At 69.1% G+C, this 26305-nt stretch carries 23 protein-coding genes; 15 read left to right on the top strand and 8 right to left on the bottom strand.

Going from position 1 to position 26305, the window contains the following annotated elements; all coding sequences use genetic code 11:
- Positions 1–232 precede the first annotated feature (232 nt).
- Positions 233–646, bottom strand: coding sequence for a DUF2917 domain-containing protein (locus tag FVQ98_RS02275; protein WP_147911811.1), 414 nt, complete (start codon positions 644–646; stop codon positions 233–235).
- A gap of 123 nt (positions 647–769) precedes the next feature.
- Between FVQ98_RS02275 and FVQ98_RS02270 the strand changes: the two genes are divergently transcribed.
- Positions 770–1753, top strand: a complete 984-nt coding sequence (locus FVQ98_RS02270) for a LysR substrate-binding domain-containing protein (protein WP_147911810.1) — start codon at positions 770–772, stop codon at positions 1751–1753.
- 12 nt (positions 1754–1765) lie between these two features.
- On the opposite strand, the gene FVQ98_RS02265 is transcribed toward FVQ98_RS02270, so the two are convergent.
- The gene (locus FVQ98_RS02265; RefSeq protein ID WP_147911809.1) at positions 1766–2359 is read right to left on the bottom strand and encodes a 5-formyltetrahydrofolate cyclo-ligase; all 594 of its coding nucleotides are present in this window, start codon (positions 2357–2359) and stop codon (positions 1766–1768) included.
- 9 nt (positions 2360–2368) lie between these two features.
- Here FVQ98_RS02265 and FVQ98_RS02260 point away from each other — a divergent pair, with 9 nt between their 5' ends.
- The 4 genes from FVQ98_RS02260 (at position 2369) to FVQ98_RS02245 (ending at position 6320) form a co-directional block, all read left to right on the top strand.
- Positions 2369–4417 (top strand): lytic transglycosylase domain-containing protein, encoded by a 2049-nt coding sequence (locus FVQ98_RS02260; RefSeq protein WP_147911808.1) that lies wholly within the window; start codon positions 2369–2371, stop codon positions 4415–4417.
- Positions 4418–4597: 180 nt separating this feature from the next.
- Positions 4598–5107, top strand: a complete 510-nt coding sequence (locus tag FVQ98_RS02255; RefSeq protein ID WP_147911807.1) for an MgtC/SapB family protein — start codon at positions 4598–4600, stop codon at positions 5105–5107.
- A gap of 125 nt (positions 5108–5232) precedes the next feature.
- Positions 5233–5916, top strand: a complete 684-nt coding sequence (locus tag FVQ98_RS02250) for a glutathione S-transferase family protein (RefSeq protein ID WP_147911806.1) — start codon at positions 5233–5235, stop codon at positions 5914–5916.
- Between the two features lie 20 nt (positions 5917–5936).
- On the top strand, positions 5937–6320 hold the full coding sequence (locus tag FVQ98_RS02245) for a RidA family protein (RefSeq protein WP_147911805.1): 384 nt from the start codon (positions 5937–5939) through the stop codon (positions 6318–6320).
- 17 nt (positions 6321–6337) lie between these two features.
- Here the strand turns inward: FVQ98_RS02245 and FVQ98_RS02240 are convergent, their stop codons facing one another.
- A complete protein-coding gene (locus FVQ98_RS02240; protein ID WP_255507588.1) occupies positions 6338–7474 on the bottom strand; it encodes an MBL fold metallo-hydrolase in 1137 nt (378 codons plus the stop codon).
- Positions 7475–7630: 156 nt separating this feature from the next.
- On the opposite strand from FVQ98_RS02240, the gene FVQ98_RS02235 reads away from it, so the two are divergent.
- Positions 7631–8263 (top strand): LysE family translocator, encoded by a 633-nt coding sequence (locus FVQ98_RS02235; protein WP_147911803.1) that lies wholly within the window; start codon positions 7631–7633, stop codon positions 8261–8263.
- A 36-nt stretch (positions 8264–8299) separates the two neighbouring features.
- Here the strand turns inward: FVQ98_RS02235 and FVQ98_RS02230 are convergent, their stop codons facing one another.
- Entirely contained in the window at positions 8300–10099 is a 1800-nt protein-coding gene (locus tag FVQ98_RS02230; protein ID WP_147911802.1) for a vWA domain-containing protein, read from the bottom strand.
- A 389-nt stretch (positions 10100–10488) separates the two neighbouring features.
- Between FVQ98_RS02230 and FVQ98_RS02225 the strand changes: the two genes are divergently transcribed.
- From FVQ98_RS02225 to FVQ98_RS02190, 8 genes are all read left to right on the top strand, one after another.
- Positions 10489–12315, top strand: coding sequence for an alpha/beta fold hydrolase (locus tag FVQ98_RS02225; protein ID WP_147911801.1), 1827 nt, complete (start codon positions 10489–10491; stop codon positions 12313–12315).
- Between the two features lie 105 nt (positions 12316–12420).
- Positions 12421–13716: a multifunctional CCA addition/repair protein gene (locus tag FVQ98_RS02220; RefSeq protein ID WP_147911800.1), complete on the top strand. Its 1296-nt coding sequence runs from the start codon at positions 12421–12423 to the stop codon at positions 13714–13716.
- 91 nt (positions 13717–13807) lie between these two features.
- A complete protein-coding gene (locus FVQ98_RS02215; RefSeq protein WP_147911799.1) occupies positions 13808–14410 on the top strand; it encodes a TetR/AcrR family transcriptional regulator in 603 nt (200 codons plus the stop codon).
- A 97-nt stretch (positions 14411–14507) separates the two neighbouring features.
- The gene (locus FVQ98_RS02210) at positions 14508–15263 is read left to right on the top strand and encodes a Crp/Fnr family transcriptional regulator (RefSeq protein WP_147911798.1); all 756 of its coding nucleotides are present in this window, start codon (positions 14508–14510) and stop codon (positions 15261–15263) included.
- A 99-nt stretch (positions 15264–15362) separates the two neighbouring features.
- A complete protein-coding gene (locus tag FVQ98_RS02205) occupies positions 15363–16007 on the top strand; it encodes a TetR/AcrR family transcriptional regulator (protein WP_147911797.1) in 645 nt (214 codons plus the stop codon).
- Positions 15994–17019: an HlyD family secretion protein gene (locus tag FVQ98_RS02200; protein WP_147911796.1), complete on the top strand. Its 1026-nt coding sequence runs from the start codon at positions 15994–15996 to the stop codon at positions 17017–17019. Before FVQ98_RS02205 ends, FVQ98_RS02200 begins: the two co-directional genes overlap by 14 nt.
- Before the next feature lie 43 nt (positions 17020–17062).
- Entirely contained in the window at positions 17063–18046 is a 984-nt protein-coding gene (locus tag FVQ98_RS02195; RefSeq protein ID WP_147911795.1) for an ABC transporter ATP-binding protein, read from the top strand.
- Entirely contained in the window at positions 18043–19185 is a 1143-nt protein-coding gene (locus tag FVQ98_RS02190; protein ID WP_255507587.1) for an ABC transporter permease, read from the top strand. The genes FVQ98_RS02195 and FVQ98_RS02190 overlap by 4 nt, the downstream gene beginning before the upstream one ends.
- Positions 19186–19206: 21 nt before the next feature.
- Here the strand turns inward: FVQ98_RS02190 and FVQ98_RS02185 are convergent, their stop codons facing one another.
- Positions 19207–20199, bottom strand: coding sequence for an MBL fold metallo-hydrolase (locus tag FVQ98_RS02185; RefSeq protein WP_147911793.1), 993 nt, complete (start codon positions 20197–20199; stop codon positions 19207–19209).
- A gap of 92 nt (positions 20200–20291) precedes the next feature.
- Positions 20292–21143, bottom strand: a complete 852-nt coding sequence (locus tag FVQ98_RS02180) for a helix-turn-helix domain-containing protein (RefSeq protein ID WP_222707544.1) — start codon at positions 21141–21143, stop codon at positions 20292–20294.
- Positions 21144–21253: 110 nt separating this feature from the next.
- Here FVQ98_RS02180 and glmU point away from each other — a divergent pair, with 110 nt between their 5' ends.
- The gene (gene glmU, locus FVQ98_RS02175; protein ID WP_147911792.1) at positions 21254–22696 is read left to right on the top strand and encodes a bifunctional UDP-N-acetylglucosamine diphosphorylase/glucosamine-1-phosphate N-acetyltransferase GlmU; all 1443 of its coding nucleotides are present in this window, start codon (positions 21254–21256) and stop codon (positions 22694–22696) included.
- A 106-nt stretch (positions 22697–22802) separates the two neighbouring features.
- Here glmU and FVQ98_RS02170 read toward each other — a convergent pair whose 3' ends face one another.
- Both FVQ98_RS02170 and FVQ98_RS02165 read right to left on the bottom strand, forming a co-directional pair.
- A complete protein-coding gene (locus tag FVQ98_RS02170) occupies positions 22803–23555 on the bottom strand; it encodes a DUF2726 domain-containing protein (protein ID WP_147911791.1) in 753 nt (250 codons plus the stop codon).
- 87 nt (positions 23556–23642) lie between these two features.
- Positions 23643–25559, bottom strand: a complete 1917-nt coding sequence (locus FVQ98_RS02165) for an ATP-binding cassette domain-containing protein (protein ID WP_147911790.1) — start codon at positions 25557–25559, stop codon at positions 23643–23645.
- Positions 25560–26305 lie beyond the last annotated feature (746 nt).

The raw sequence follows: 26305 nt of genomic DNA, 5'->3' as shown, positions 1-26305 counted from the left end.
CCTACTCCAAATCGCCCGGCCATTCGGGCGGCCAGGGCAGGGTTTGCCAGGGTATCGGGGGTGCCGCGGCGCGGCTTCCGTGATGCGCCGTCTCTGCCAGGAATTTGCGATGAAATCGGCCGTTTGCGCTACAACCATCTGCGCAAGCAGCTATCTAAATAATAGCTCATGGGTGGCGATTGACCGGCCGCGTGTGCCGATCAACCGATGCCGCGGCGCGCGCGGACGGGGCTCAGGCGCCCCGCGGGCCGCGGCCGCCGCCCAGCAGACGCACGAACGCATGCCCGGCGTCGACCAACGCGCGCGCCAGGTCGGCGGCGGCGCTGCGCAGCGGCTGTCCGGCGTGCCAGCTGAACGCGGCGTCGCCCAGGGCCTGCTGCGGCGTGGCCACGGATTCCAGCACCGGCCGCGCCCCGGCGGGCAGCACCAGACGCTCACCCGCCCGCACGAAGACGTCGCCTTGCGGGCCGGCCTCGGTGCCAGGGTGCGGGCCATCGAATGTGACCCACATCAGGCCGCGCACCACACGCAATTCGCCGGTTCGGCAAGCGTGCCAGCGCTGGGCCTGGCCGGCGGGCAGGGTGAACAGTCCGCGCGCCTGGGCGCGCAGGGCCAAGGGAGAAAGGGCATCAGGATGGTGGCGCATGGTGGACTCCCACACAGACAAAGAAAATCATTAATCGGATGGTCATGGTGCGCCTTCCCCCCGTTGACAGTCCAATGAAATCGCGACACGCTATTCATCCCGTTTTCGCATCAATCGCGTGCCATGCTGCATTCCCAGACTCACTTGCGTACGCGCCCGGTGCAGGCCGGTTACCTGCGCGCCTTCGAGGCCGTGGCACGGCACCTGAACTTCCGCATCGCGGCCGAAGAAATGGCGCTCACGCAGTCCGCCGTCAGCCGGCAGATCCAGTCGCTGGAAGACGAGGTGGGCGTGCCGCTGTTTTTGCGCCACACGCGCGCGGTCGAACTCACGGCGGCGGGCATGCAGCTGCTGCAGGCGGTCGCGCATGCGCTGCCGCGCATCGACGGCGCGGTGCGCCACATCCGCCAGAGCGCCGGGCGCAAGCAGGTGGCGGTGACCACGTTCGCCTCGTTCGCGTCGATGTGGCTGATTCCGCGGCTGGAATGGTTTCAGCGTGAGTTTCCGGACATCGACATCCGGGTGGATGCGTCCGACACCGCGTTCGACCTGGACGTGGCCGACGTCGACCTGGCCATCCGCTACGCGCCGGCCGACCGCATGCCGCCCGGCGCGCGGCGCCTGTTCGGCGAATCGGTCACGCCCATGGTCAGCCCCTGGCTGCTGAAAAGCGGGGCGCCGCTGAAGGTGCCCGCCGACGTGCTGAACTTCACCCTGATCGAAGCCGCCGACGCCTTCACCCCGCACCTGGAATGGCTGACCTGGCGGCGCTGGCTGGACAGCCACGGCCTGGAGCGCGCACAGCCCAAGCGCTGGCTCAGCTTCAACTACGCGTACCAGATGACGCAGGCGGCGCTGTCCGGCCAGGGCATCGTGCTGGCGCGCCCGCCGCTGGTGGCCGAAGCGCTGGCCCGCGGCGAACTGGTCGAGCCGTTCACCGGCATGCGCATGCGCTCGCCCATGGCGTACTGGGTGATGACGGCGCAGCGCAGCGCCCAGCGGCCCGAGGTGGCGGCCTTCGCCGACTGGCTCAGCGCCCAGGCCGTCGCCACGCGCGACGTGATCGGCGAGGGTCTGGACCCGGACGAGCGGGACGACTTGGACTGACGGCGAAGCGCCTCAGGCGCCGCCCACCGGCCAGACCACGCCGTTGTCGTTCAGGATGGCGTCCAGCGGCTGGTCGTGCGGCTCGGGCTCGAAATCGTCGATGAAGCCGTTGGTGAAGCCCACGCCCACGGTGACCGGGCGCGGCTCCAGCGCCGCCAGCGTGCGGTCGTAAAAGCCGCCGCCGTAGCCCAGGCGGTAGCCGCCGGGGCCATAGCCGACACAGGGCACGAACAGCAGCGTGGGCACTAGGATTTCGGTGTCCTTGGGTTTGGGAATGCCGTAGGCGTCCTCTTCCATTGGGCACCCCGGGTACCATGCGTGGAAGGTGAGCGTCTTGTGCACCTTGTTGACCACCGGCAGGCCGATGCGCCGGCGCTGGGGCTCGTCGATCAGCTCGCCGTCCTCTTTCCAGCGGTGCAGCGCGGGCAGCGGGTCGAATTCGCCCTTGATTGGCCAGTACGCGCCGATCACGGTATCGGGCCGGCCGACCAGCCAGATGCGCAGGATGTCCTGCAGCGCGTCGGCGCGCGCCAGGCGGTCCTCCAGGTGCAGGCGCTGCTCCACCAGACGTTGGCGCAAGGCCTTCTTGTCAAACGACTTATTCATAATTCGACGATGCAAGTTTCGAAGATTCTGACACCGTTGCGGGCCGTGGGCGTGGTGCTGGCCGGCGCGGTGTGGCCGGGTTTGCCCGGCCTGGCGCAACCCGGCGGCGTGTCGCCTGCGCCGGCTGCGCCCACCGCGGCGCCTGCCGTCAGCGACAGCGTCATCCTCGACATGCGCGACGCGTTCCGCCGCAACGACCGTGCGCGCCTGGCCAGCCTGTTGCCACAGGCGCGCGGCCACGCCCTGGAGCCCTGGGCGGGCTACTGGGAGCTGAAGGCGCGGCTGGAGGACGCCACGCTGACCGACGTGCAGGATTTCTCCGCCCGCTACCCCGGCACCTACCAGGAAGACCGCCTGCGCAACGACTGGCTGTTGCTGGCCGGCAAGCGGCGCGACTGGGCCGGTTTTGCCGCCGAATACCCGCGCTTTCGCATGGCCGACGACCCGCAGGTGCGCTGCTACGCGGTGGCGACGGACGTCGCCAACGGCAAGGCCGCCAGCAAGGAACAGGTGCAGCAGGTGCGCCGCGACTGGTTCGCCCAGCGCGACCTGGACGACGGCTGCCTGCTGGCCGCCGGCCTGCTGCACCAGGCCGGCGCGCTGCCTTTCACCGACCTGTGGAAGCGCGCCCGCCTGGCGACCGAAGCCAACCGCCCCAGCCTGGCGCGCGCCGCCGTGGCGCTGGACGCGCCCGACGTGGCGGGCGACGTCGCCAGCCTGCTGCAGAACCCCGGCCGTTACCTGAGCAGCCGCGCCGCCGTTGGCACGCGCAAGGGGCAGGAGTTGATCGTGCTGGCGCTCATCAAGCTGGCCACGCAAAACCCCGACCAGGCTGCGCTGCAACTGGACAGCAAATGGAGCGTGCAGCTCACGGCCGAGGAACGCAACTGGCTCTGGGGCGTGATCGGCAAGTGGTCGGCGCTGAACCTGTCGGACCTGGCGCCGGGCTACTTCGCCAAGGTCACGCGCGACGCCGATCTGCCGGACGACCAGCTCGCCTGGAAGGCGCGCGCCGCACTGCGCCAGGGCGATTGGCGCACCGTGCAACGCGCCATCGACGCGATGGACGCCCCGGCTGCGGACGACGGCGCCTGGGTGTACTGGAAGGCCCGCGCCCAGCTGGCGCAGGCGCGCAGCGACGCCGACCGCGCCGCCGCCCGCGCGGCGTTCGAGAAGCTGGCCGCCAATCCCGGGCGCTTCGGCTTCTATGAAAAGCTGGCGCGCGAGGAGATCGGCCAGCAAAGCACCATCCCCGCCGGCCCGGTGCCGCTGTCGGTGCAGGAAAAGGAATGGGCGCGCACCCACATCGGCCTGAACCGCGCGCTGATGGCGATCGCCCTGGGCCTGCGCGGCGAAGGCGCGCGCGAATGGAACTACTGGACCAACCTGCACCAGAAGGGCGGCATGAACGACCGCGAGCTGTACGCCGCCGCCGACTTCGCCTGCCAGCGCCAGGTGTGGGACCGCTGCATCAACGCCAGCGAACGCACCAAGGGCTTCATGGACTTCGCCCAGCGCTTCCCGACGCCGCTGCGCGAGCCGGTGGTCAGCCAGTCGCGCGCCATCGGGCTGGACCCGGCGTACGTGTACGGCCTGATCCGCCAGGAAAGCCGTTTCGTGATGGACGCGCGCTCGGGCGTGGGGGCGTCGGGCCTGATGCAGGTCATGCCCGCCACCGCCCGCTGGACGGCGCGCAAGATCGGCCTGCAGGGCTTCACCGCCGACCAGATCAACGACCAGCAGACCAACCTGCTGCTGGGCACCAGCTACCTGAAGCTGGCGCTCGACGACTTCCAGGGCTCGCTGCCCCTGGCCGCCGCCGGCTACAACGCCGGCCCCGGCCGCCCGCGCAACTGGCGCAACGGGCCCACGATGGAAGGCGCGATCTGGGCCGAAAACGTGCCCTTCAACGAAACGCGCGACTACGTGAAGAAGGTGCTGTCCAACACCACCGACTACGCGGCGCTGCTCACGGGCCAGGCGCAGTCGATCAAGGCGCGACTGGGCCAGGTGGGTCCCCTGGGGGGCCAACCCGATCTGAGCCGCGACCTGCCCTGAGTCGGGTTTCAAGCCTTTTCGGCCTCCGGCCCTTTCTGGATCTGCGCGAGCAGCTTCTGATTCGATAGCGTTTGGCGTCCTGTGGCCGATGGCGCCAGCACCCGCAACGGGGAGCGCTGCGCATCAGCGCCCGCGTCCTACGCCGGTAGCGGCGCCAGCGACCGCACAATGGCCCACGCCATGAACGCCGCCGATGCCCCGACCGTGCTGCAGGTGCTCGCCGCCGAGTTTTCGGATGTGCCCGACATCGGGCAAGCCGTGCGCATTCTGGTGCGCCTGCTGCTCGCGCTGGCCCTGGGCTGCGTGCTGGGCTACGAGCGTGAAAGCCACGGCAAGGCGGCGGGCGTGCGTACCCACATGCTGGTGGCCATGGGCTCGGCGCTATTCGTCATGCTGCCGCAGCAGATGGGGGTCGAGCCGGCGGACCTGAGCCGCGTGGTGCAGGGCCTGGTGGCTGGCGTCGGCTTTCTGTGCGCCGGCACCATCCTCAAATCCGAAGCGCGCGGTGCCGAGCACATCCGCGGCCTGACCACCGCGGCCGGGCTGTGGATGACCGCTGCCATCGGCATGGCCTGTGGCATGGGGCGCGAGGTGACGGCGCTGATCGCCACGCTGCTCGCGCTGGTGGTGTTCGCCCTGGTGCCGCACCTGCTGCCGGCCGAGCGCACGGAAAGCCGCGACGAGCCCTGACGCCGTCGGGTTGGGCCCATCCCCGCCGTTGCCGGTGCGCGCAGCGCATCAATGGCAAGGAAAAAGCGCATGGATCGCCGGTGCGCCACGCGCTAGCATGACAGGCTGTTCTGGAGGGACATCGCATGCTCAAGCTCTACATCGGCAACAAGAACTACTCGTCCTGGTCCATGCGGCCCTGGGTGCTCATGACGCAGTTGGGCATTCCGTTCGACGAGGTCATGGTGCGCTTCGACTCCTTCGGCCCCGAATCGGCCTTCAAGGCCACGCTGGCGCCCATCACGCCCGTGGGCAACGTGCCGGTGCTGGTGGATGGCGACCTGGCCGTCTGGGACACGCTGGCCATCGTCGAAACCCTGGCCGAAAGCTTTCCCGACCAAGGCGTCTGGCCGGCCGACCGGCGCCAGCGCGCCCGTGCGCGCAGTCTGTGCGCGGAAATGCACGGCGGCTTTGGCGCGCTGCGCTCGGCCTGTGTGATGAACATCGAAGCCAGCCTGCCCACGGCTGGCGCATTGGCACTGCGCGATCAGCCCGGCGTGCGCGCCGACCTGGCGCGCATTGTCAGCATGTGGCAGGAATTGCTGGCGCACCACGGCGGCCCGATGCTGTTCGGCGCCTTCAGCGCGGTCGACGCCTTCTACGCCCCGGTCGTCATGCGCTTGCGCACCTACGCGCTGCCGGTGCCGGACGACGTGCGCGCCTACATGGACCGCGTGTGCGCCACCCCGGGCGTCAAAGCCTGGATCGATGGCGCGCTGGCCGAGCACGACTTCGTCGATTTCGACGAGCCGTACCGCGTGGCGCCCTGACACGGCGGCGAGGACGTTTCATGAAAACCCAAGCCATCAATGCCCCCGACGCACCGGCCGTCGCTGGCGGCTACGCCCAGGCGCTGCAGGTCGAAGGCGTGCAGCGCTGGCTGTTCGTCAGCGGCCAGATCCCGGAAACGCCCGAAGGGGACATTCCCGAAGGCTTTGAAGCGCAGGCCGCGCTGGCCTGGCGCAACGTCATGGCGCAGCTGCGCGCCGCCGGCATGGACGCCAGCCACCTGGTCAAAGTCACGACCTTTCTGGCGTCGCGCGAGCACACCCTGGCCAACCGCGTGGCGCGCCAGCAGGCGCTGGGCGCGCATGCGCCGGCGCTGACGGTGATCATCACCGGCATCTTCGACAGCCGCTGGCTGCTGGAGATCGAGGCCATCGCCGCGGCCTGAGCGCAGAACGCGGCGCTTCAATCCGCAGGCCACTCGGGTTCGGTGCCTGGCCGCGCCGATGCGGGCGGCGCGGGTTCGGGCGCCGGGCGTGGGCCGCACGCCTTGTTCTCGGCCGCCTTGACGGCGCGCCACCAAGGTCGGATCGCCTCGGCGTGCGCCGGCTCCACCGCTTCGCCCAGGCGCGGCATCAGCAGCGGCGCGGGTTGCTGCGGTGCAAGCTCCAACAGGCGCTCGGCCGGCTGATCCCAGTCGTGCATGGCCAGCGCGAACGTTCCCCAGTGCACCGGCAGCAGCGGCGGGTGGCCCAGCAGCGCCAGCGCTTCAAGCGCGTGGTCGGGCCCCAGGTGGATGTCGCCCCAGGCCGGGTGGTAGGCGCCGACTTCCAGCAGCGCCAGGTCGAACGGACCCAGGCGTTCGGCAATCGTCTTGTACTCGCCCGTCAGGCCGGTGTCGCCGCTGAAGAACACCGCGTGCCGCGGCCCGCGCACCACAATGGACGACCACAGCGTGCTGTTGCGCGTCTTCAGCCCGCGCCCGCTGAAGTGCTGTGACGGCGCCGCCGTCACCGTCAGGCCGGTGCCGGCCACGCGGTGGCTTTCCCACCAGTCCAACTCGTGGATGCGCTCGGGCGCGATGCCCCAGGCCTGCAGGTGCGCGCCCACGCCCAGGGCGGTGATGAAGGGCACGCGGCTGCGCGCCAGCGCCTTGATGGTGGGGTAGTCCAGGTGGTCATAGTGGTCGTGCGAGATGACGATGGCGTCCACCTCCGGCACGTCGCGCAAGGCCACCGGCGCCGGCTGAAAGCGCTTGGGCCCGACCAGCACCGAGGGCGACGCGCGCGGTCCCCACACCGGGTCCGTCAGCACGCGCCAGCCGTCGATCTCCAGCAGCACGCTGGAATGCCCCAGCCAGGTCGCCCGTAGGCCGGTGTCCGGCGGGCGCAGCCACGTAGAGCGGGGGTCGGCGACGGGCAGCGGCCCAACGGGTACACGGCGGCTGTTTGAAGACCACAGCATCTCGCGGATGGACGGCATCGGCACCGCCGGGTCGCGCAGGCCCGGTGCGACGGGGTAGAGGTTGCGAAAGCCTTCGCCCGCCCAGGCAGATGAGGCGCGCATGCGCTCCAGTCGGGCGCCGGTGGCGCGTTGACCCATGGATTTCATAGCCGCGCAGTGTCGCGGGCGCTGCTTACACCTGCTGTGGTTGGGGTATTTGGGGGATTCGGCCGGGTCAGCACGCGACCGGGGGCGCGTCACCCAGCGCGTTGCGTCCGCCCCGTCAAAATCAAAGCCTGACTCGCACCTCCCACCATGCTTTCCCCCGACACCGCACTCGCCTTTTTCAGCCTTTCGTTGCTGCTCGCCCTCGCTCCAGGGCCGGACAACCTGTTTCTGCTGATGATCTCCGCGTCGCAGGGGCGGCGCGCCGGCTTTGCCGTGCTGACGGGGCTGATGCTGGGCGTGCTGGTCCACACCCTGGCGGTGGCGCTGGGGCTGGCGGCGGTCTTCGCCGCATCGGCCGCAGCCTTCACCGCGCTCAAGCTGGCCGGCGCCGCTTACCTGCTGTATTTGGCCTGGGGCGCCTGGCGCGCGCCGGCCAGTGTGCAGGCCGACACGGCGGGCGGGGCGCCGCAGCAGTCCTGGTGGCGGCTGGTGGGGCGCGGCGTGGTCATGAACCTGACCAACCCCAAGGTGCTGCTGTTTTTCCTGGCCCTGCTGCCGCAGTTCGTCACGCCCGCGCGGGGCGGGGTGGTGCTGCAGATCGTGACCTTGGGCCTGCTTTTCATCGCTGCCGGGGCTTTGGTGTTCGCGGCGGTGATTCTGGCGGCCGATGCGCTGCGTGCCCGCCTGGCGCGCTCGGCGCGCGCGCAGCGCTGGCTCAACCGCATGGCGGCGCTGGTTTTTGCCGGGCTGGCGCTGCGGTTGATGACGGCGCAGCGCTGATGCGACACCGGGGCCGCGCGGCCCCGGCGCCTGCCCTTACTGCGGGGCTTGCAGATTTCCGGGCATGCCAGCGCCCGGCGCCTTGGGCGCCAAGGTGCGCGCGGTCTCCACCAACTGCACGAACTCGGCGCGGTAGCCTTGCGGGTCGTCACCACGGCCGGCGCGCGCCAGAGCCAGGGCGTCGTCGTACGTCCATTGGCCGATGTACGGGCTGGTGCGCAGCAGTTGGCCAAAGCCGGCGACCGCGGCCGCAAACTTGAAGTCGACGCTGGGCGCGGCGTTGCCAGGCGCCACGGCAATGGGTTGGCGGATCTCCCTGGCCTGCGACTGTCCCGGCGCCTTGTAGCGCACGCGCCATTCGGCCAACTCACCCGCCTTGCCGGTGGCTGCCGCCTGAGTGGTCTGGCCGTACCGACGCGGTGCGTGCAGCGTGGTCTGGCCGACGGGCGTGAGCTCGTACAGCGCGGTGACCGATTTGCCGGCGCCGATCTCCACCGCGTCGACCTGGTCGTTGCGGAAGTCGGCTTCGCTCATCACCCGGTTTTCATAGCCGATCAGGCGCCATTCGGCCACGCTGGCGGGGTTGAATTCCAGCTGCAGCTTGACGTCCGCGGCCACGGTGTTGAAGGTGGACGACAGTTCTTGAACCAGCACCTTGCGCGCCTCGGTGGCCGAGTCGATGTAGCTGTAGTTGCCGTTGCCGACCAGGGCCAGCTGCTTCATCATCGGCTCGTTCAGATTGCCCGTGCCAAAGCCCAGCGTGGTCAGCGACACGCCGCTGGCGCGTTCGCGCGCCACCATCGACTTCAGCTGCTCCACGTTCGCCACGCCGACGTTGAAGTCGCCGTCCGTCGCCATGACGATGCGGTTGATGCCGCCGGGTTTGAAGGCGGCCCGGGCCTGCTCGTACGCCATCGCCAGCGCCTGCCCGCCCGACGTGGCGCCGCTGGCGCGCAGGCCGCCGACCACGCCCAGTATCTTCTGCTTGTCGTTGGTGGCCGGCAGCGCCAGCGACACATGGCCCGAGTACGTGACGATGCTGACGCTGTCCTGCGGGCGCAGCTGTTCGGTCAGCATGCGCAGCGTGGCCTGCACCAGCGGCATCTTGTCGGCCCTTGCCATCGAGCCCGACGTGTCCACCATGAACACCAGGTTGGCTGGCGGCATCTGCCCGCTTTGCACGTCCACCGCCTTCACGCCCACGCGCAGCAGCAGATGCTGCGCGTTCCAGGGCGCTGGCGCCACCTCGGTTGTCACGCCAAACGGCGCGCCGGCCGTGGGCTGGTTGCTGTAGGTGAAGGGGAAGGGGAAGTAGTTCAGCAGCTCTTCCACGCGCACCGCGTCGGCCGGCGGCAGACGGCCTTGCTTCAGAAAGCGCCGCATATTGCTGTAGCTGCCGGTGTCGACGTCCAGACTCAGCGTGGACACGGCGTCTTGCGCGGTCAGCTTGACCGGGTTGTCCTTGATCTTGTCGTAGCGCTCGGTGTCGCGGCCGGGCAGCGCCTGCTGCGGCAGCGGCATCGGCGGCGCGATCAGGACGTTCCCAGTGGCGACGGCCCGGTTGCGCGCCAACCCGGCGCGCGGCGCGGGTTGCGCCTGGTACGCCGGTGGCGGGGCTGGCACCGGCGCAGCGGCGGGGGAGGGCGCCGCCACCGCGGCGCTGGCGCTGGCCGCCGCATCAGCCTGGGGCTTGCTGGACGACTGCCGTACTGGTGTGCTGCAGGCTGCGAGCAGGGCGGCAACGACCACAACGGTGAGCACGGGCGTGGCGCCGCGCCGGCGTTGGATTGGCGCCACCAGGGTGTCAAAGGGCAGATTGGTCGGGCGAAGGGTCATGGCAGGTTTCCGCAAAAAAAGCAGCAGGTGAAGGCTTGAACGGGGTAACGCCTCGGAGGGGGTTAAACCGCGGGGAAAAAGGAGGCGCCCGGTACGCCAGCCCGGCCGCGGCGCGCGTCGCAGGCCAGCCATGTTGGCAGCGCCGCGCAGCCGCTTCGGTCTCTCATGCTACCAAATGGGTAGCTGTCTGCGCAGGTGGTTGTAGGGCTGAAAGCCAAAAACATTTGAATTTTGGGTCCGCAAGAGATTCTTGGGGTGCGCCTCAAAATACCCAGTTTCAGGGATACCAAGGGGACGACAAGCGGCCTATCATCGGGCGGCCTTCAGATGTAACGACGGGTAAATAAAGTGTTCGAAATCGCGCAACTTGTGTTGCCAGGAGCCGACCGATGAAGAGATGCCCCCAATCCACCACCAGCCCTTGGACTTGGCTGGTCGCCGCGGCCACGGCCGCCAGTCTGGCCGCGTGCGGCGGCGGTGACGACGCCGACGGCGGCGGCACCCCTGATCCGCTGCAGGCGTACCGCGACCAAGTCGTCCAGTGGGGGGTGTGCGACGCCACGGCGCTCGGGCCGCAAGTAAACCTGCCTGACGGCGTTGGCGAGCGCCTGCAGTGCGCCGACGTGCGCGCGCCCCTGGACTGGGCCAAGCCCGACCGCGGCGACGTGTCGGTTGCCGTGATGCGGCTCAAGTCGATGGATCCGGCCCAGCGCAAGGGCTCGATCCTGTTCAACCCCGGCGGCCCCGGCGAGGACGGCCTCTGGTTGTCTCAGTATTTGATTGGCTTTATCAACTCGGCCGATCCCGCGACGCCGGTGGGGGCCAAGTACCGGCAGCTGGCGAGCGCCTACGACATGGTGGGCTTCTCGCCGCGCGGCACGGGCAGCAGCGTGCATGTGCTGTGCCAGACCAACGAAGTGAGCAAATTTGTCGACCCCACGCCACTGGGCACGCAGGATGTCTATGTCGCGAACGCCAGCTACAACGCCAGCAAGTACGCGATCGCGTGCGCGCGCAACCCGGTGACGCCCTTCGTCAACACCGACGCTACGGTGCGCGACATGGATTTGATCCGCGGCCTGCTTGGTGACGCAAAGCTCAACTACGTCGGCTATTCCTACGGCACGTGGCTGGGCGCGTGGTACGCGAGCCTGTTCCCGGACCACGCCGGCCGGATGGTGCTGGACAGTTCCATCGACTTTTCCGGCAATCTGGAGCGCGCGCTGGTGGCCAAGCCGGTGGCGCGCCAAATCATTGAAGATCGCATCCTGGCGCCCTACGCGGCACGCCACGCCGCCTACTACCAACTGGGCGCCAGTGCGGGCGAGGTCAGCCAGATGATCAACGGCTTGTCGCCCCGTGTGCAGGCGCTGTTAGGAGGTCAGCTGGCGGGTGATTCCTACAGCGTTCGCAAGTCTGAGAAATCGATGACCGCTATTGCAGCGGCGCGGGGGCTCGACGCCGTGCTGCGTGCAGCGCCCTCGGACGCGGACGCGGGCGGCGTGGTGGGCGCCCTGGCAAAAACCGTGTTCATCGCCGGCGGCACCGCCGACGCGACTGAGCGCAACCAAGCTGCAATGAGTCAGGCCATCCAGTTTTACAACCAGTACCGCCACACTTGGGTGAACTTCCCGGCGCAAAGCATTTCCGACAGCGGCGGATTCTGGCCTGTCACTTGCAACGACAGCGTCGCCACCACGGACCCGGCGGCGTGGACAGCGATCGTGCGGGCCCAAGCCCAGGCGTCACCGCGCTACTTCTTTAGCGCCCTGGGTCACAACCCCTGCCAATTCTGGGGTGGTCCGCGCACCACCAAGCCCGACTTCAAGCCCTTGCAGAGCCAGAAGCTGTTGATGGTCCAGTCGCAGTTTGATTCAGCCACGCCGACCCCCGATGCGTTGAACATGTTCGCGCAGTTGCCGACCTCCCACTTGGTCTACGTGCCTGGCGAATACACACATGGCGTGTTCCCTTACCAAACCGCATGTGTTGACGTGGCCGTTGTCGACTACCTGATGGGCTCTGATCAGGCACCCCGCCAGATCGACTGTCCGGCCAAGCCGTTGCCACAGGACGCGGCCGCTTCCGCAGCTAAGGCGCAGTCGCAGGCATCGGCCAGTGAGCCGGCCCGCACGCACAAGGATCAGGAAGCCGCGGACCGCTTGCTCGACAAGTTTCACGAAGGCCTGGTGCCAAAGGGCAGCGCCCCGCGCTGACGGTGCGCGTATCGCCGGGCGGTGCCTGCCGCCCACGGCCTACTCGATACTGGTGTGGGCTGTTGTCGTGGGCGGGCGCCAGCGCCCGCCTTCTACACTCTCCCCATGCAAATCTACATGGTGGGTGGCGCGGTGCGCGACCGGTTGCTGGGGCTGGCGGTGCAAGACCACGACTGGGTGGTGGTGGGCGCCACGCCCGAAGAGATGGTGGCGCAGGGCTTCGTGCCGGTGGGCAAGGACTTTCCGGTGTTCCTGCACCCTGAGTCGCACGAGGAATACGCGCTGGCGCGCACCGAGCGCAAGAGCGGGCGCGGCTACAAGGGCTTCAACGTCTTCACCAGCCCCGATGTGACGCTGGAGCAGGATCTGGCGCGGCGCGATTTGACTATCAATGCGATAGCTGCCTGCGCAGATTGGGTGCCGGCTGCAGGCCAAAAAGGCTTGGATCTTGATCCCGCGCTGATTGACCCGTTCCACGGCCAGCGCGACCTGCGCGCCAAGGTGCTGCGCCACGTCACCGACGCCTTCCGCGAAGACCCGGTGCGCATCCTGCGGCTGGCGCGTTTTGCCGCGCGCTTTCACGACTTCAGCGTCGCGCCCGAGACCCTGGCGCTGATGCAGGACATGGTCGCCGATGGCGAGGCCGACCACCTGGTGCCCGAGCGCGTGTGGCAGGAGCTGGCGCGCGGGCTGATGGAGACGCACCCGGCGCGGATGTTCGAGGTGCTGCGCGCGTGCGGCGCGCTGCGCGTCGTGCTGCCCGAGCTGGACCGCCTGTGGGGCGTGCCGCAGCGCGCCGAATACCACCCCGAAGTCGACACCGGCGTGCACGTGATGATGGTGCTGCAGATGGCCGCACGCCTGGGTGCGGGCCTGCCGGTGCGCTGGGCCTGCCTGATGCACGACCTCGGCAAGGGCACGACGCCGGTGGATGAGCTGCCGCGCCACATCGCGCACGAAATCCGCAGCGCCAAGCTGCTCAAGACCGTGGGCGAACGCCTGCGCGTGCCGACCGAATGCACCGAACTGGCCGACGTGGTCGCGCGCGAACACGGCAACATCCACCGCAGTGGCGATCTGAACGCCGCCGCGACTGTGCGCCTGCTGGAGCGCTGCGATGCGTTCCGCAAACCGGCGCGCTTTGCCGACGCGCTGCTGGCCTGCGAATGCGACGCGCGCGGACGGCTGGGCATGGAAGACGACGCCTACCCGCAGCGCCCGCGCCTGCTGGCCGCGCTGGCGGCGGCGCAGAGTGTGGAAACCGCCACCGTCGCGGCCGAAGCGCAGGCCCGCGGTGCGCGCGGCGAGGCGATCGGCAAGGCCGTTGCACAGGCCCGTGCGCAAGCGGTCGCGGCCTGGATGGCGACCGACGCCGAACGCACTTTGCCATCAAAAACATAGCTGTCTGCGCTGGTGGTTGTAGGGCTAGAGGCTTAAAACCCTTAAAAAACAAAAGCCAACCGCACGGTCGGTGAATGGGGATAATCGCGCGATGGCAAGACCGATTTCCGCCGCCCACGGGCTGCGCCGCGACGAGATCCTGAACGTGGCGGCCGACTGCTTCGCCCGTCAGAGCTACCCCGCCACCAGCATGAACGACATTGCCGCTGCGGGCGGCACGTCGAAGGCGCGGCTCTACCACTATTACGAGAGCAAAGAGGCGATCCTGTTCGACCTGCTCGACCGCTACACGCAAAAGCTGCTGGTCATCATCGGTCAGGTGCAGGCGACGGCGCAGCGCGGCGGGCTGGACGAGCGCGCCACGCTGCACGAGTTGGTGCGCGCTTTTCTGCGCGAGTACGAGACGTCGGCCACCCGCCACGCGGCGCTGCTGGGCAGCACGCAGTTTCTGGGGCCCGAGCAGCGCGAAGTGATCCTGAACCGCCAGCGCGACGTGGTCTCGGCCGTCACGCGCTTTCTGCGCCGCGCCTACCCGGAACGCATCCACGCAGGCAACCAGACGGCGGTGGCGATGACGCTGTTCGGCATGATCAACTGGACCTTCACCTGGTTGCGCCCGGGCGGCTCGATGAGCTACCCGCAGTTTGCCGACGAGGTGGTGGCCCTGCTCGACCACGGATTGACACCGCGCTGAGGCCGCCTCCGGTCGCCGCTGGAAGGGGCTACGGCGCCATGAGGGTATGTCAATGCGCATGGCGTGTAACCCGGGAGTAGACGAAACTCCTACAACCATGAGCATCTTCCCCCGCCCTCAGCCGCCCGCAGCTTGCGCAGATTGCCGGCTGCGGCAAACCCAGGGCTTTCAGCCCGTGACGGAGGAGGAGCTGGCGTGCATTCAGGCCTTTCGCAGCGGTACCCGCAAGGTGGCCGCGGGCCGGGCGGTGATCGCCGAGTTGGGCGACCCGGTCAACCTGTTCACGCTGTACGCGGGCTGGGCGTTTCGCTACAAGACGCTGTCCGACGGGCGCCGGCAGATCCTCAACTTTTTGCTGCCGGGCGACTTCATCGGCCTGCAGGCCGAGTTCGCCAATACCGCGACCCACGGTGTCGAGGCGCTGACCGATGCGCAGCTGTGCGTGTTTCCGCAGTCCGGCCTGTGGGATTTCGTGCGCCGCAACCCGAAGCTGGGTTACGACATCACCTGGCTGAGCGCGAGCGGTGAACAGGTGGTCGACGAAAACCTGGTCACCGTGGGCCAGCGCAATGCGGCTGAGCGCATCGCCACGCTGCTGATCCGCCTGGCGCGGCGCGCCGAGCGGGCCGGGCTGGTCGATGGCGACGGCGCGTTCGAATTTCCGCTGACGCAGCAGCACATCGCGGACGCGCTGGGTCTGTCGCTGGTGCACACCAACAAGACGCTGCGCAAACTGACGCAGCTGGGCCTGCACGAGATCCGCGATGGCCGCCTGCGCATCGTGAAGCCCGGCGCGCTCGCGGCACTGGCGGACTACGCCGCCCGGCCACTGCGCCCGCAGCCGCTGATCTGACCGCCTGATCCCCTTGCAGCGCGCCCGCGGCGCGCGCCGGCGTCGGCGAGCAGCATTTACTGGACGGTTGACCAGAAACGGTGCAAACTCGGCACCCTCATGGCCCGACCTTCTCGTCAGCAGGACCAGGCGCTGCTCGCCAGCGGCGCCGCGCTGTACCCCGAACTGGGGTGCGCCGGCCTGTCCGTGCGTGCCGTGGCCGCGCACGCGGGCGTCACGGCGGGCATGTTTCACTACCATTTCGAGAGCAAGGAAGACTTCCTGCGGCAGGTGTTGCAGGGCTTCTACGAAGAGCTTTTCAGCCAGATGAGCACCCCGGCGCAGCGGCCCGGGCCACCGCTGGAGCGCCTGCACAGCGCGCTGGGCGCCATCGCGCGCTTCGTGCGCGAGCACGCGCCCCTGCTGCGCCGCGTGCTGAGCGACGCGCAGGCCGGGCACGCCGTGGTCACCGAATTCATCCAGCGCAACCTGCCGCGCCACGTGGAGCTGGTGCTGGGCCTGCTGGCCGAGGCCGAAGCGCGCGGCCAACTGGCCCCCCGGCCCCCGCTGCTGCGCGCCAGTTTTTTGTTCGGCGCCGTGATGGCGCCCGTGCTGGCCGCTTCGGCCATGCGCGACACCGGCCTGCTGCCGGCCTTTGCGCAGCCGCTGGTGCAGCCGCAGGTGCTGTCCGACGCGGCGATCGACGAACGCATCGGGCTGGCGCTGCGGGCCCTCAGATCAGGAGCCTTGCATGACACGACGTGACAGGACCGCGCAGGCACGCCCGCGCACAGGTCGCTCCGCCAACCGGCGGCGCCTGGCCGGCGTGCTGCTGGCCGCGACCGCCGTGCTCGCGGCCTGCACCGAGCCGGTGGGCGATGGCTGGTCGGGTTACGCCGAGGGGGACTACGTCTACGTCGCCGCGCCGGTGGCCGGCCGGCTCACCCGACTGGCGGTGCGCGCGGGCGACGACGTGGCGCAGGGTGCCCCGCTGTTCGCGCTGGACGAGGCACCCGAGCGCGACGCCTTGCAGGCGGCCGAGGCCCAGCGCGACGCCGCGGTCGCGCAGTCGGCCAATCTGCAGACCGGCAAGCGGCCCGACGAAGTCGCGCAGGTGCAGGCGCAGCTGGCGCAGGCGCGCGCGCAGGCCACGTTGGCGCGCACCGATTCGGCGCGCAAGGCGTCCCTGGTGACTCAGGCCGCCGTCTCGCGCAGCGAGGCCGACGCGGCCCGCACCGCCGCGGCCGCTGCGGACCAGCGCGTGACCGAGCTGGAAGCCGCCCTGCGCACGGCGCGCCAGCCCGCGCGTGCGCAGGAGCGCGCCGCGGCCGAAGCGCAGGCCCGCGCGGCCGACGGCGCGCTGGCCCAGCAGCGCTGGCGCCTGGACCAGATGGCGCAGGCGGCGCCGGCCAGCGGGCAGGTGGCCGACACGCTGTTTCGCGAAGGCGAGTGGGTGGCGGCGGGTCAGCCGGTCGTGTCGCTGCTGCCGCCCGGCCACCTGAAGGCGCGCTTCTTCGTGCCCGAAGCCGCCCTGAGCCAGTTGAAGAGCGGCGTTGCCGTGCAACTCAACTGCGATGGCTGTGCGGCGCCGCTCACCGCGCGCATCAGCCGCATCGCGACCGAGCCCGAGTACACACCGCCGGTGATCTATTCGAATGCGCAGCGTGCCAAGCTGGTGTTCATGGTCGAAGCGCTGCCCGAGACCCAGGACGTCGCGCGCCTGAAGCCTGGCCAGCCACTGGATGTGCGGCTGCTGCCTGCCGTGCCCGGTTCTTGAAAAAAACAGGGCTCTGATCGGCCATGAGCTTGCGCAACCAGCTATGAACAAAGTAGCAGAAGAGGCGGCATTCACCCGCGGTGAAGACGCGGCCGGCTGGGCCATCGACGTGCGCGGCCTCACCAAGCGCTATGGCGAGCGCGTCGTGGTGGACAACGTCGATCTGCAGGTGCGGCCTGGCCGGATCTGCGGCTTTCTGGGCCCCAACGGCAGCGGCAAGACCACAACCATCCGCATGCTGTGCGGCCTGCTCACGCCGGATGCGGGCGAGGGCACCTGCCTGGGCCTGGACATCCGCACGCAGGCGCCGCTGATCAAGCGCCAGGTGGGTTACATGACGCAGAAGTTCGGGCTGTACGACGATCTGTCGATTCGCCAGAACCTCGACTTCATCGCGCGCCTGTTCGCGCTGCCCGAACGCCGCGCCGCTGTTGACAAGGCGCTGGACGACCTGGGCCTGCGCGAGCGCCAGCACCAGCTGGCGGGCGCGCTGTCGGGCGGCTGGAAACAGCGCCTGGCGCTGGCCGCCTGCCTGATCCATCGGCCGCGCCTGCTGCTGCTCGATGAGCCGACGGCGGGTGTCGACCCGAAAGCGCGGCGCGACTTCTGGGACCAGATCCACCGGCTGGCGAGCGAGGGCATCACGGTGCTGGTGTCGACGCACTACATGGACGAGGCCGAGCGCTGCCACGAGCTCGTCTACATCGCCTACGGCCATGTGCTGGCGCGCGGCACCGAGGCCGAGATCGTGCAGGGCGCGCACCTGACGGTGTACGAGGTGACCGGCGCCATCACGGCCGAGCAGCAGGCCCGCGTGGCGGAGGCGCCCGGCGTGGACAGCGTGGCGCCCTTCGGCAACCGCTTGCACGTCGCGGGGCGCGATGCGGCGCTGGTCGAGCAGGCGGTCGCGCCGCTGGCTGCGCAGGGCCTGAACGTGGCGCGCGCGCCCGCCAACCTGGAAGACGTGTTCATCAGCCTGATTGGCCAGGCGCAGGACAACTTTGCCGAAGGCGGGGTGCCGTCGTGAGCGGGGGCGGCGGCTTGTCCCTGCGCCGCGCGCTGGCGGTGTTCATCAAGGAGTTCCAGCAGATCCTGCGCGACCGGCTGACCTTCGCGATGGCGGTGATGATCCCGGTGATGCAGCTGGTGCTGTTCGGCTATGCGATCAACACCGACCCGAAGCAGCTGCCCACGGCCATCGTCGCGGCCGAACACGGGCCGCTGGTGCGCACGCTGACCACGGCCATGCAGAACACCGGCTACTTCGACGTGGTGATGAACGGGGTGAGCGAGGCCAAGGCCGACGACGCCATGCTGCGCGGCGATGTGCAGCTGATCGTGGTGGTGCCGCCGCAGTTCGAGGCGCAGCTGCTGCGCGGCCAGAAGCCCGTGCTGTACGTGGCGGCCGACGCGACCGACCCATCGGCGTCGGCCAACGCGGTGGCGGCGCTGGGTCAGCTGTCCACGCAGGCACTGCGGCGCGACCTGACGGGCCCGCTGCGTGCGCTGAACGCGCAGGCGCCGCCCTTTGAGGTGCGGGTGCACCGGCGCTATAACCCTGAAGGCCTGTCGCGCGTCAACATCGTGCCGGGGCTGATCGGCACCATCCTGACCATGACGATGATCATGTTCACGGGCCTGGCGATGACGCGCGAGCGCGAGCGCGGCACCATGGAAAACCTGCTCGCCACGCCCGTCCAGCCACTGGAGGTGATGGTGGGCAAGATCCTGCCCTACGTGGTGATCGGTTACCTGCAGCTTATGGTCATTATGGGCGCGGCCTGGCTGCTCTTTGGCGTGCCGATGGTGGGCAGCGGCCCCTTGCTGGGCGCGATGATCGGCGTGTTCATCCTGGCCAATCTGGCCGTCGGCTTCACCTTCAGCACCCTGGCACGCAACCAGTTGCAGTCGGTGCAGATGACGCTGTTTTTCTTCTTGCCCTCGATGCTGCTGTCGGGTTTCATGTTTCCGTTTCGCGGGATGCCGCGCTGGGCGCAGTGGATTGGCGAGGTGCTGCCGCTGACGCACTTCCTGCGCATCGTGCGCGGCATCATGCTCAAGGGCGCAGGCTTGACCGAGCTGCTGCCCGAGTTGGGCGCATTGCTCGCCTTTGTGTTGGCGGTGAGCGTGCTCGCCATCGCGCGCTACCGCCAGACGCTGGATTGAGCGGGCCGCGCCCGCACGCGCTCAGGGCTTGCCGATCGGCCCGAACTCCGTGGGCACCCATCGGTAGCTCGCGGCGGAATGGCGGCCTTCGCGCACCACGTGACCCATGCCGGGGAACGGCAGGTGCGCGCCCGCCACCCATTCACCCCGCTCGGCGACCTCGGCCAGCAGGCGCTTGCGCGAGGCGACGGCCTGCCGGCGGTCGCTGTCGTACTCGAACGCGGCTTCCGGGTGCCGCAGCTGTACCGCGTGGTAGTGCACCACGTCGCCCCACACCAGCAGCGAGGCCTGGCCGCTGCCGTGCACGCGCCAAGAGGTGTGGCCAGGGGTATGGCCCGGCGTGGCCACGCGCTCGACGCCTGCGGGCAGGGCGTCACCGTCGCCCACGGCCTTGAAGCGCCCGGCCGCCTGGTAAGGCGCCACCGCGCGGCGCGCCATGTCGAACAGCGGGTGCATGGCCTCGGGCGCGAGGTCGCGCGTCGCCGGGTCGAGCCAGTAGCGCGCGTCGGCCTCGGACAGCCACAGCGTGGCGTTGGGGTACGCCATCTGGCCATCGGCCGTCAGCACGCCGCACAGGTGGTCCGGGTGCGCATGGGTGAGCAGCACGTGCCGGACGTCTTCCGGCCGCACACCGGCCGCCCGAAGGTTGCCCAGCACCTGCCCGAGCGCGGGGCCGAAGCAGTCCGCCGTGCCCGTGTCCACGAGGAGCAGCTCGCCGCCGCGGCGCACCAGGTAGGCGTTGACGGCGGTTTGCACGCCGTCCTGGGTTTGCGGCACGTGAAAGGTATCCAGACTTGCCTGAGTCTTGGCAGGCGGCATGCCCTTGAGCTGCTGCACGGGCAGAAAAGCGACGCCGTCGAACAGGGCGGTGACCTGCAGGTCGCCGATGGCCTGGCGATAGACGCCGGGTACCTGCGTGAAATCGGCGGCGGCCGCAGGCAAGGGATTGGTGGCAACGCCGAGCGCCAGCAGGGCAGCGGCGAGCTTTGGAAAGCGTCGGGTGTTGGTGGGCATGAAGAGCGTCCTGTCAGAGAAAGCCCGAAGGCGATGTGCTGACGGTACGCCTCAAGCGCCCCGCCGGGCGCTCAGATTGCCGCGCGAAACGCTCAGGCGGCTTCGGGCAGCGCGTTGCCCATGGCGCTGGCGTCCAGGCCATAGCGCTCACGGAAGCGGCGCGAGAAGCTGTCGGCCGAGCAGTAGCCCACCTTGGCCGCCACCGACTTGACCGGCCAGCGCGTGGTCTGCAACAGCAGCAGAGCGTGCGCCAGCCGGGCCTGCGCGATCAGCTCGCGCAGCGACAGGCCTTCATCGGCCAGACGGCGGCGCAAGGTGGCGCCGCTGCACCCCAGCGCCTGCTCGAAATCGCGCGATTGCCATGGTCGGTCGGGCGCCTGCGCGACGAGTTCACGCACCTGGGCGGACAGTCGGGGGGCCGGTGGCAGCAGCAGATCGCCACAGCCGCGCGGCACCAGTTGCGTCAAGAGGGCCAGCACCGCCATCCGGGCGCGCAATTCGTCGTCCGCTTCAGCGGCGTCGGCCAGCGCGGTCAACTCTGTGCACAGACTGCCGGCCGGAATCCGCACGAAATCCATGCGTGCCGAGGCCAATGGCGTGGTCCACAGCAAGCGCGCGGCGCCCAGCACCTCGTCGCACAGCGGGATGCTGAGGCTGAAGTAGCGGCCGTCGGCAGGGTCGGGCCGGTTCACCACGTCCAGCCGCACCCCAGGCGCGACGGCCAGCAGGTCACCCGGTTCGAACTGGTCGGCTTGGTTGCCGCATTGCACGTGCTTCTGCCCGCGCAGCACCAGGGCGAGCGTAGGACGGTCAATGTCGACGGACTTGATCGCGTGTTCGCAACGCGCGCGAAAGCAAACCAGGCGCTCGTCGGAGGGGCCGTCCATCAGCGTGACCAGGCGCTCGATCAAGGCGGCATCGGGGGGCAGGTCGGCGATGTGCATGGCGCATGCTAGCGCCCGGGCGCTGCCGTTGCGGGCGCGCGCGGAAATGGCCGCGTGGCGCGTCCGATAATCAAGCGCATCGCATTGAGACCCAGGGGACACCGTCAGATATGAGCGCCATCCACGTCGTCGTCATGGCCGCGGGCAAAGGCACCCGCATGAAAAGCAAGCGCCCCAAGGTGCTGCACACGCTGGCCGGACGCGCGTTGCTGCGCCATGTGCTGGACGGCGCGGCCGCCCTGGGGGCGGCCGACGTGGTGGTCGTCACCGGTCATGGTGCTACAGAAGTAGAAGCTGCCTGCGCAGACTGGAGTAAGGCTGGAGGCCAAAATGGTTCATATCCCTCGCTGCGGCCTGTGCGCCAGGAGCCGCAGTTGGGCACCGGTCACGCGGTGCAACAGGCGGTGCCGCTGCTGCCCCAGGATGGCGTCACGCTGATCCTGAACGGCGACGTACCGCTGGTGCAGCCCGATACGCTGCGTGCGCTGATCGACCTGTGTGGCGCGCGCCAAATCGCCCTTCTGACGGTGGACACGGCCGAGGACGCCGGCGCCTACGGCCGCATCGTGCGGGGCGGGCAGGGCGCGGACGCACCGGTGCTGGCGATCGTCGAAGCCAAGGACGCCACGCCCGAGCAGCGCGCGCTGACCGAGTGGCATTCCGGCGTGATGGCCGCGCCCACGGCGCTGCTCAAGAAATACCTGGCGCAGCTGGACGACGACAACGCGCAAAAAGAGTTTTACCTGACCGACGTGGTGCGCCACGCCGTGGCCGATGGCACGCCGGTGCAGGCGCTGCGCATCAGCGACGCGGTGGAAGTGGCCGGCGTCAACAGCCCGCAGCAGCTGGCCGAGCTGGAACGCGAGCTGCAGCTGCGCACGGCCCAGCGCTTCATGGCGGACGGCGTGCGCCTGGCCGACCCGGCGCGCTTTGACGTGCGCGGCGAGCTGGTCTGTGGGCAGGACGTGGAGATCGACGTCGGCTGCATCTTCGAAGGCCGGGTGGCGCTGGGCGACGACGTGCGCATCGGCGCGCACTGCGTCATTGCCAACGCCGACATCGCGGCGGGCGCGGTGATTCACCCTTTCACCCACATCGACGGCGCCAAGGACGGCGTGCGCGTGGGCGCGGGCGCACTGGTCGGCCCGTTTGCCCGTCTGCGCCCGGGCGCCACGCTGGGCGCCGAGGTGCACATCGGCAACTTCGTCGAAGTGAAGAACAGCACCCTGGCCGATGGCGCCAAGGCCAACCACCTGGCTTACCTGGGCGACGCCACGGTGGGCGAACGCGTGAACTACGGCGCCGGCAGCATCACCGCCAACTACGACGGTGCCAACAAGCACCGGACGGTGATCGAGGCCGACGTGCACGTGGGCAGCAACTGCGTGCTGGTCGCGCCGATCACGCTGGGTGCGGGCGGCACGGTGGGCGGCGGATCGACGCTGACCAAGAGCACGCCGCCCGGCGCACTGACCGTGGCGCGCGGCAAGCCAGTGAGCATCGCCCACTGGCAGCGGCCGGTGAAAAAGGCCGCTGGCACCAACGAAAGCTGAGCGGCGGGGGCCTGCGTGACCGGCTGCTGTACGGCCGGCTGGCCGCAGCGTTCGGCGCGTGGGTCACACGGCCGGGGCGCTGACGCACCGCGTGGTGCCACGGCCGTCAGTTGCTGGCGCGGCCTATGCCCCAGGCGTCGGCCGCGGCGTCGGCGTGTTCGTCGGCCACCGGTGACAAATCCATCAGCCCGGTCACCGTCATGGGCTGGGTGTCGCGGAAACCACCGGCGCGGCCGTGAGGCAGGTCGTCCGACAGATGCGGGCGGCGGTGCGCGGGCAACGGTACAGCGCCGTCCGCTGGCGCCAAAGCGCCTGGCGCGGTCACGTTGGCGGGCGATCCGTCGGGTGTCAGTTCGGCGCTGCGCACGTGGCGGCGGAAGTCGTTGGGGTTGGGCAGATCGCGCGTGCTGCGCGTGAGGCGAATCAGCCGGATGCCGGCGGACTTCAGCACACGGTGCTTTTCGCGCGCGTCCAGTTCGGCCTCGTCGGCGTTGTCGTGCAGTGCATCCAGCTCGAACGCGTACACCGGCCGGCCATCGCGGTTGCACACCACGTAGTCCACGCGGTGCTCGGCCAGCCGTTGCTGCGTGGCCACGCGGTTGTCGGCGCGGCGCACGCTGACCAGGTTCGACAGTGCGACGCGGAACAGCACGGCGCGGCGCGGGAAGGCGCGCACCAGGTAGTCCAGCAGCTCCATCTCGGCCGCCGACAGCGCGGCCGCCGGCGCAAAGCGGTCGTTGCGACCCAGGGGCGCGTCACCGCCGGCCGCGGTGCCGCCGCGGCGCTGCCACCACAGAAAACCCAGGCCACCCAACAAAGCCACCAGCAACAGCGGAGCGATCCAGCCCAAGCCCTCCATCACGCGCTCTCCTCACCTGTGTTTGTTTTGCAAAACGCGCATCTTGGCACGCTGACCTGTCACGTCAAGCTGGGGCGATACCGGGGGTCAGTGCGTGCGCGCTTCCAGCTCGGACCAACGTTCCAGCGCGTGCATCAGGGCGTCGTCGATCTCCCCATCGCGCGCCTGCAGCGCCACGGCGCGCGCTAGGTCGGACTGGTAGAGCTGCCCGTCGGCGAGGGCAGCGCGAATGTCGGACTGCTCCGTCTCCAGCGCTTCGATCTGGCCGGGCAGGGCGTCCAGTTCGCGCTGTTCTTTGTAGCTCAGCTTCTTTTTTGATAGCTGCCCGCGCTGATCTGTGTAGGGCTGGGTGTCGTTTTTATTCTCAAGTTGGACCGTGGGCGCCGGGCTGGGCGGCGCAGCCGGAGTGGCGAGGCCCGCGCGCCCGCTCGCCCATTCGCGCGCCCGCTCGCTTTGTGTGAGCCAGTCGGTCACGCCGCCCTCGTATTCGCGCCACTGACCGGGGCCTTCCCAGGCGATGGTGCTGGTGACCACGTTGTCCATGAAAGTGCGGTCGTGGCTGACCAGGAAGACGGTGCCGTCGTAGGTCTGCAGCAGCTCTTCCAGCAGCTCCAGCGTGTCGATGTCCAGGTCGTTGGTCGGCTCGTCCAGCACCAGCACGTTGGCCGGGCGCGCGAACAGGCGCGCCAGCAGCAGGCGGTTGCGTTCGCCGCCCGACAGGCTGCGCACCGGCGAATGCGCGCGCGCCGGGCTGAACAGGAAGTCGCCCAGGTAGCTCTTGACGTGCTGGCGCTTCTTGCCGATTTCGATCCATTCGCTGCCGGGGCTGATGAAGTCTTCCAGCGTGGCGTCCAGATCCAGCGCGTCGCGCATCTGGTCGAAATACGCGACCTGCAGGTTGGCGCCCTGGCGCACGCGGCCACTGTCGGGCGCCAGCTCGCCCAGAATCAGCTTGAGCAGCGTGGTCTTGCCCGCGCCGTTGGGGCCCAGCAGGCCGATCTTGTCGCCGCGCAGCAAGGTGGCGCTGAAGTCGCGCACCACCGTCTTCTCGCCAAAGGTCTTGGTGACGTGCTCCAGCTCGGCCACCAGCTTGCCGCTGGGCAGGCCACTACTGACTTCCATGTGCACGCGGCCAACCGTTTCGCGCCGGGCCGCCCGCGCCGCACGCAAGTTCTGCAGGCGGTTGATGCGCCCTTGCGCGCGGGTGCGGCGCGCTTCCACCCCTTGGCGCACCCACACTTCTTCCTGCGCCAGCAGTTTGTCGGCCTTCGCCTGGATCGTGGCCTCCTGCGCGAGCTGCTCTTCCTTTAACGTCAGGTAGGCGCTGAAGTTGCCGGGGTAGCTGACCAGGCGGCCGCGGTCCAGTTCAACGATGCGCGTGGCGACGCGGTCCAGAAAGGCGCGGTCATGCGTGATGGTGATCACGCTGCCGCGGAAGTCCAGCAACAGTTGTTCCAGCCAGCCGATGGCGTCCAGGTCCAGGTGGTTGGTCGGCTCGTCCAGCAGCAACACGTCGGGACGCCGCACCAGCGCTTGCGCCAGCGCGACGCGCTTCTTGGTGCCGCCGGACAGGTCGGCCACGTGGCGCGTGCCATCCAGGCCGAGGCGCTGCAAGGTGTCGGCCACGCGCTGCGGCCAGTTCCAGCCGTCTTCCGCTTCAATCTGCGACTGCAGTGCCGCCAGATCGCCTTCGCCGCGGGTATAGGCCTCAATCAACTCGGCCAAGTGGTTCAGCCCGGCGCCCACGGCGTCGTTGACCGTGGTGAAGGCGTCCAACGCAGGCTCCTGCGCCACGTAGGCCAGGCGCAGGCCGGTCTGGAATTGCAGATCGCCGTCGTCCGGGCGCTCCATGCCGGCGAGGATCTTCAGCAAGGAGGACTTGCCAGCGCCGTTGCGGCCAATCAGGCCCACGCGTTCGCGCGTCTCCAGCGCGAAGTCGGCGTGGTCCAGCAAGGCCACATGGCCAAACGCCAGTTGCCCGTTCAAGAGAGTCATCAAGGCCATGGGATCACGATCGAAGAGGTGAGCGCCAACGAAGGTGTCAGCGAAATGTGGTGAGCGCGATGCCGTGGGCGCCGATCGGGCGCATACAGGATAGCTACGGGAGCGCGTAAGCATAGCTGCCGCTGCAGGCCGTTTGGGGATTGGCAGCGCGTGTGGTGGCTGCTGACCGGTCCGCGAGGGGTGGGCGGGCAAAGCGGCGCAAATCACTGGGTTGACGCGTGGGTCGTGCCCACCTTCATCTCGTAGTCTGTCGCGCAATGACCATGGCTTCCTCATCCGCGCGAAGCCGCTGAACGAGAGTCACGTTGACCAGGCGACACGCCACAGTGATAAGACAGCCCGCCGCAGCGCGTGATCCCACAGCGCAGATCGAGATCGAAGGCACGGGAAGCTGAAATCGAGGCGTAAGCGGGGCAGTCGGCGTCCCGTTCGCGGCTGCCACGTATTCGGCCAAAAAGCGTGCTATAGTCGCGGGCTTCGCTGATCACGGCAACGCAAGTTGCTCACAGCGAAGTCCGGTCGAGGAGTACTTCCAAGCGCCGGGAGGTGGAGAAAGCGGCGCGGCCGCCAAATCCCCCAAGATTTGACAGGTCTTTGAAAGACGTGCCATAATCGAAGGCTTCGCTGATCGATGAGGGATCTCAGGGGTTGGCGACAATCGGAAGACTCTTCTGGTTGTGGGTTGTGGGTTGGGAGATGCGAGGCGGCCTTGGTTGCAGTGCAAATCGGTAAAAACCCTAAAGCTT

Source organism: Ottowia flava (assembly GCF_008017535.1).
Classification (GTDB): domain Bacteria; phylum Pseudomonadota; class Gammaproteobacteria; order Burkholderiales; family Burkholderiaceae_C; genus Ottowia; species Ottowia flava.
Note: the sequence above shows the minus strand (reverse complement) of the source record. Positions and strands in the feature narration are given on the sequence as shown.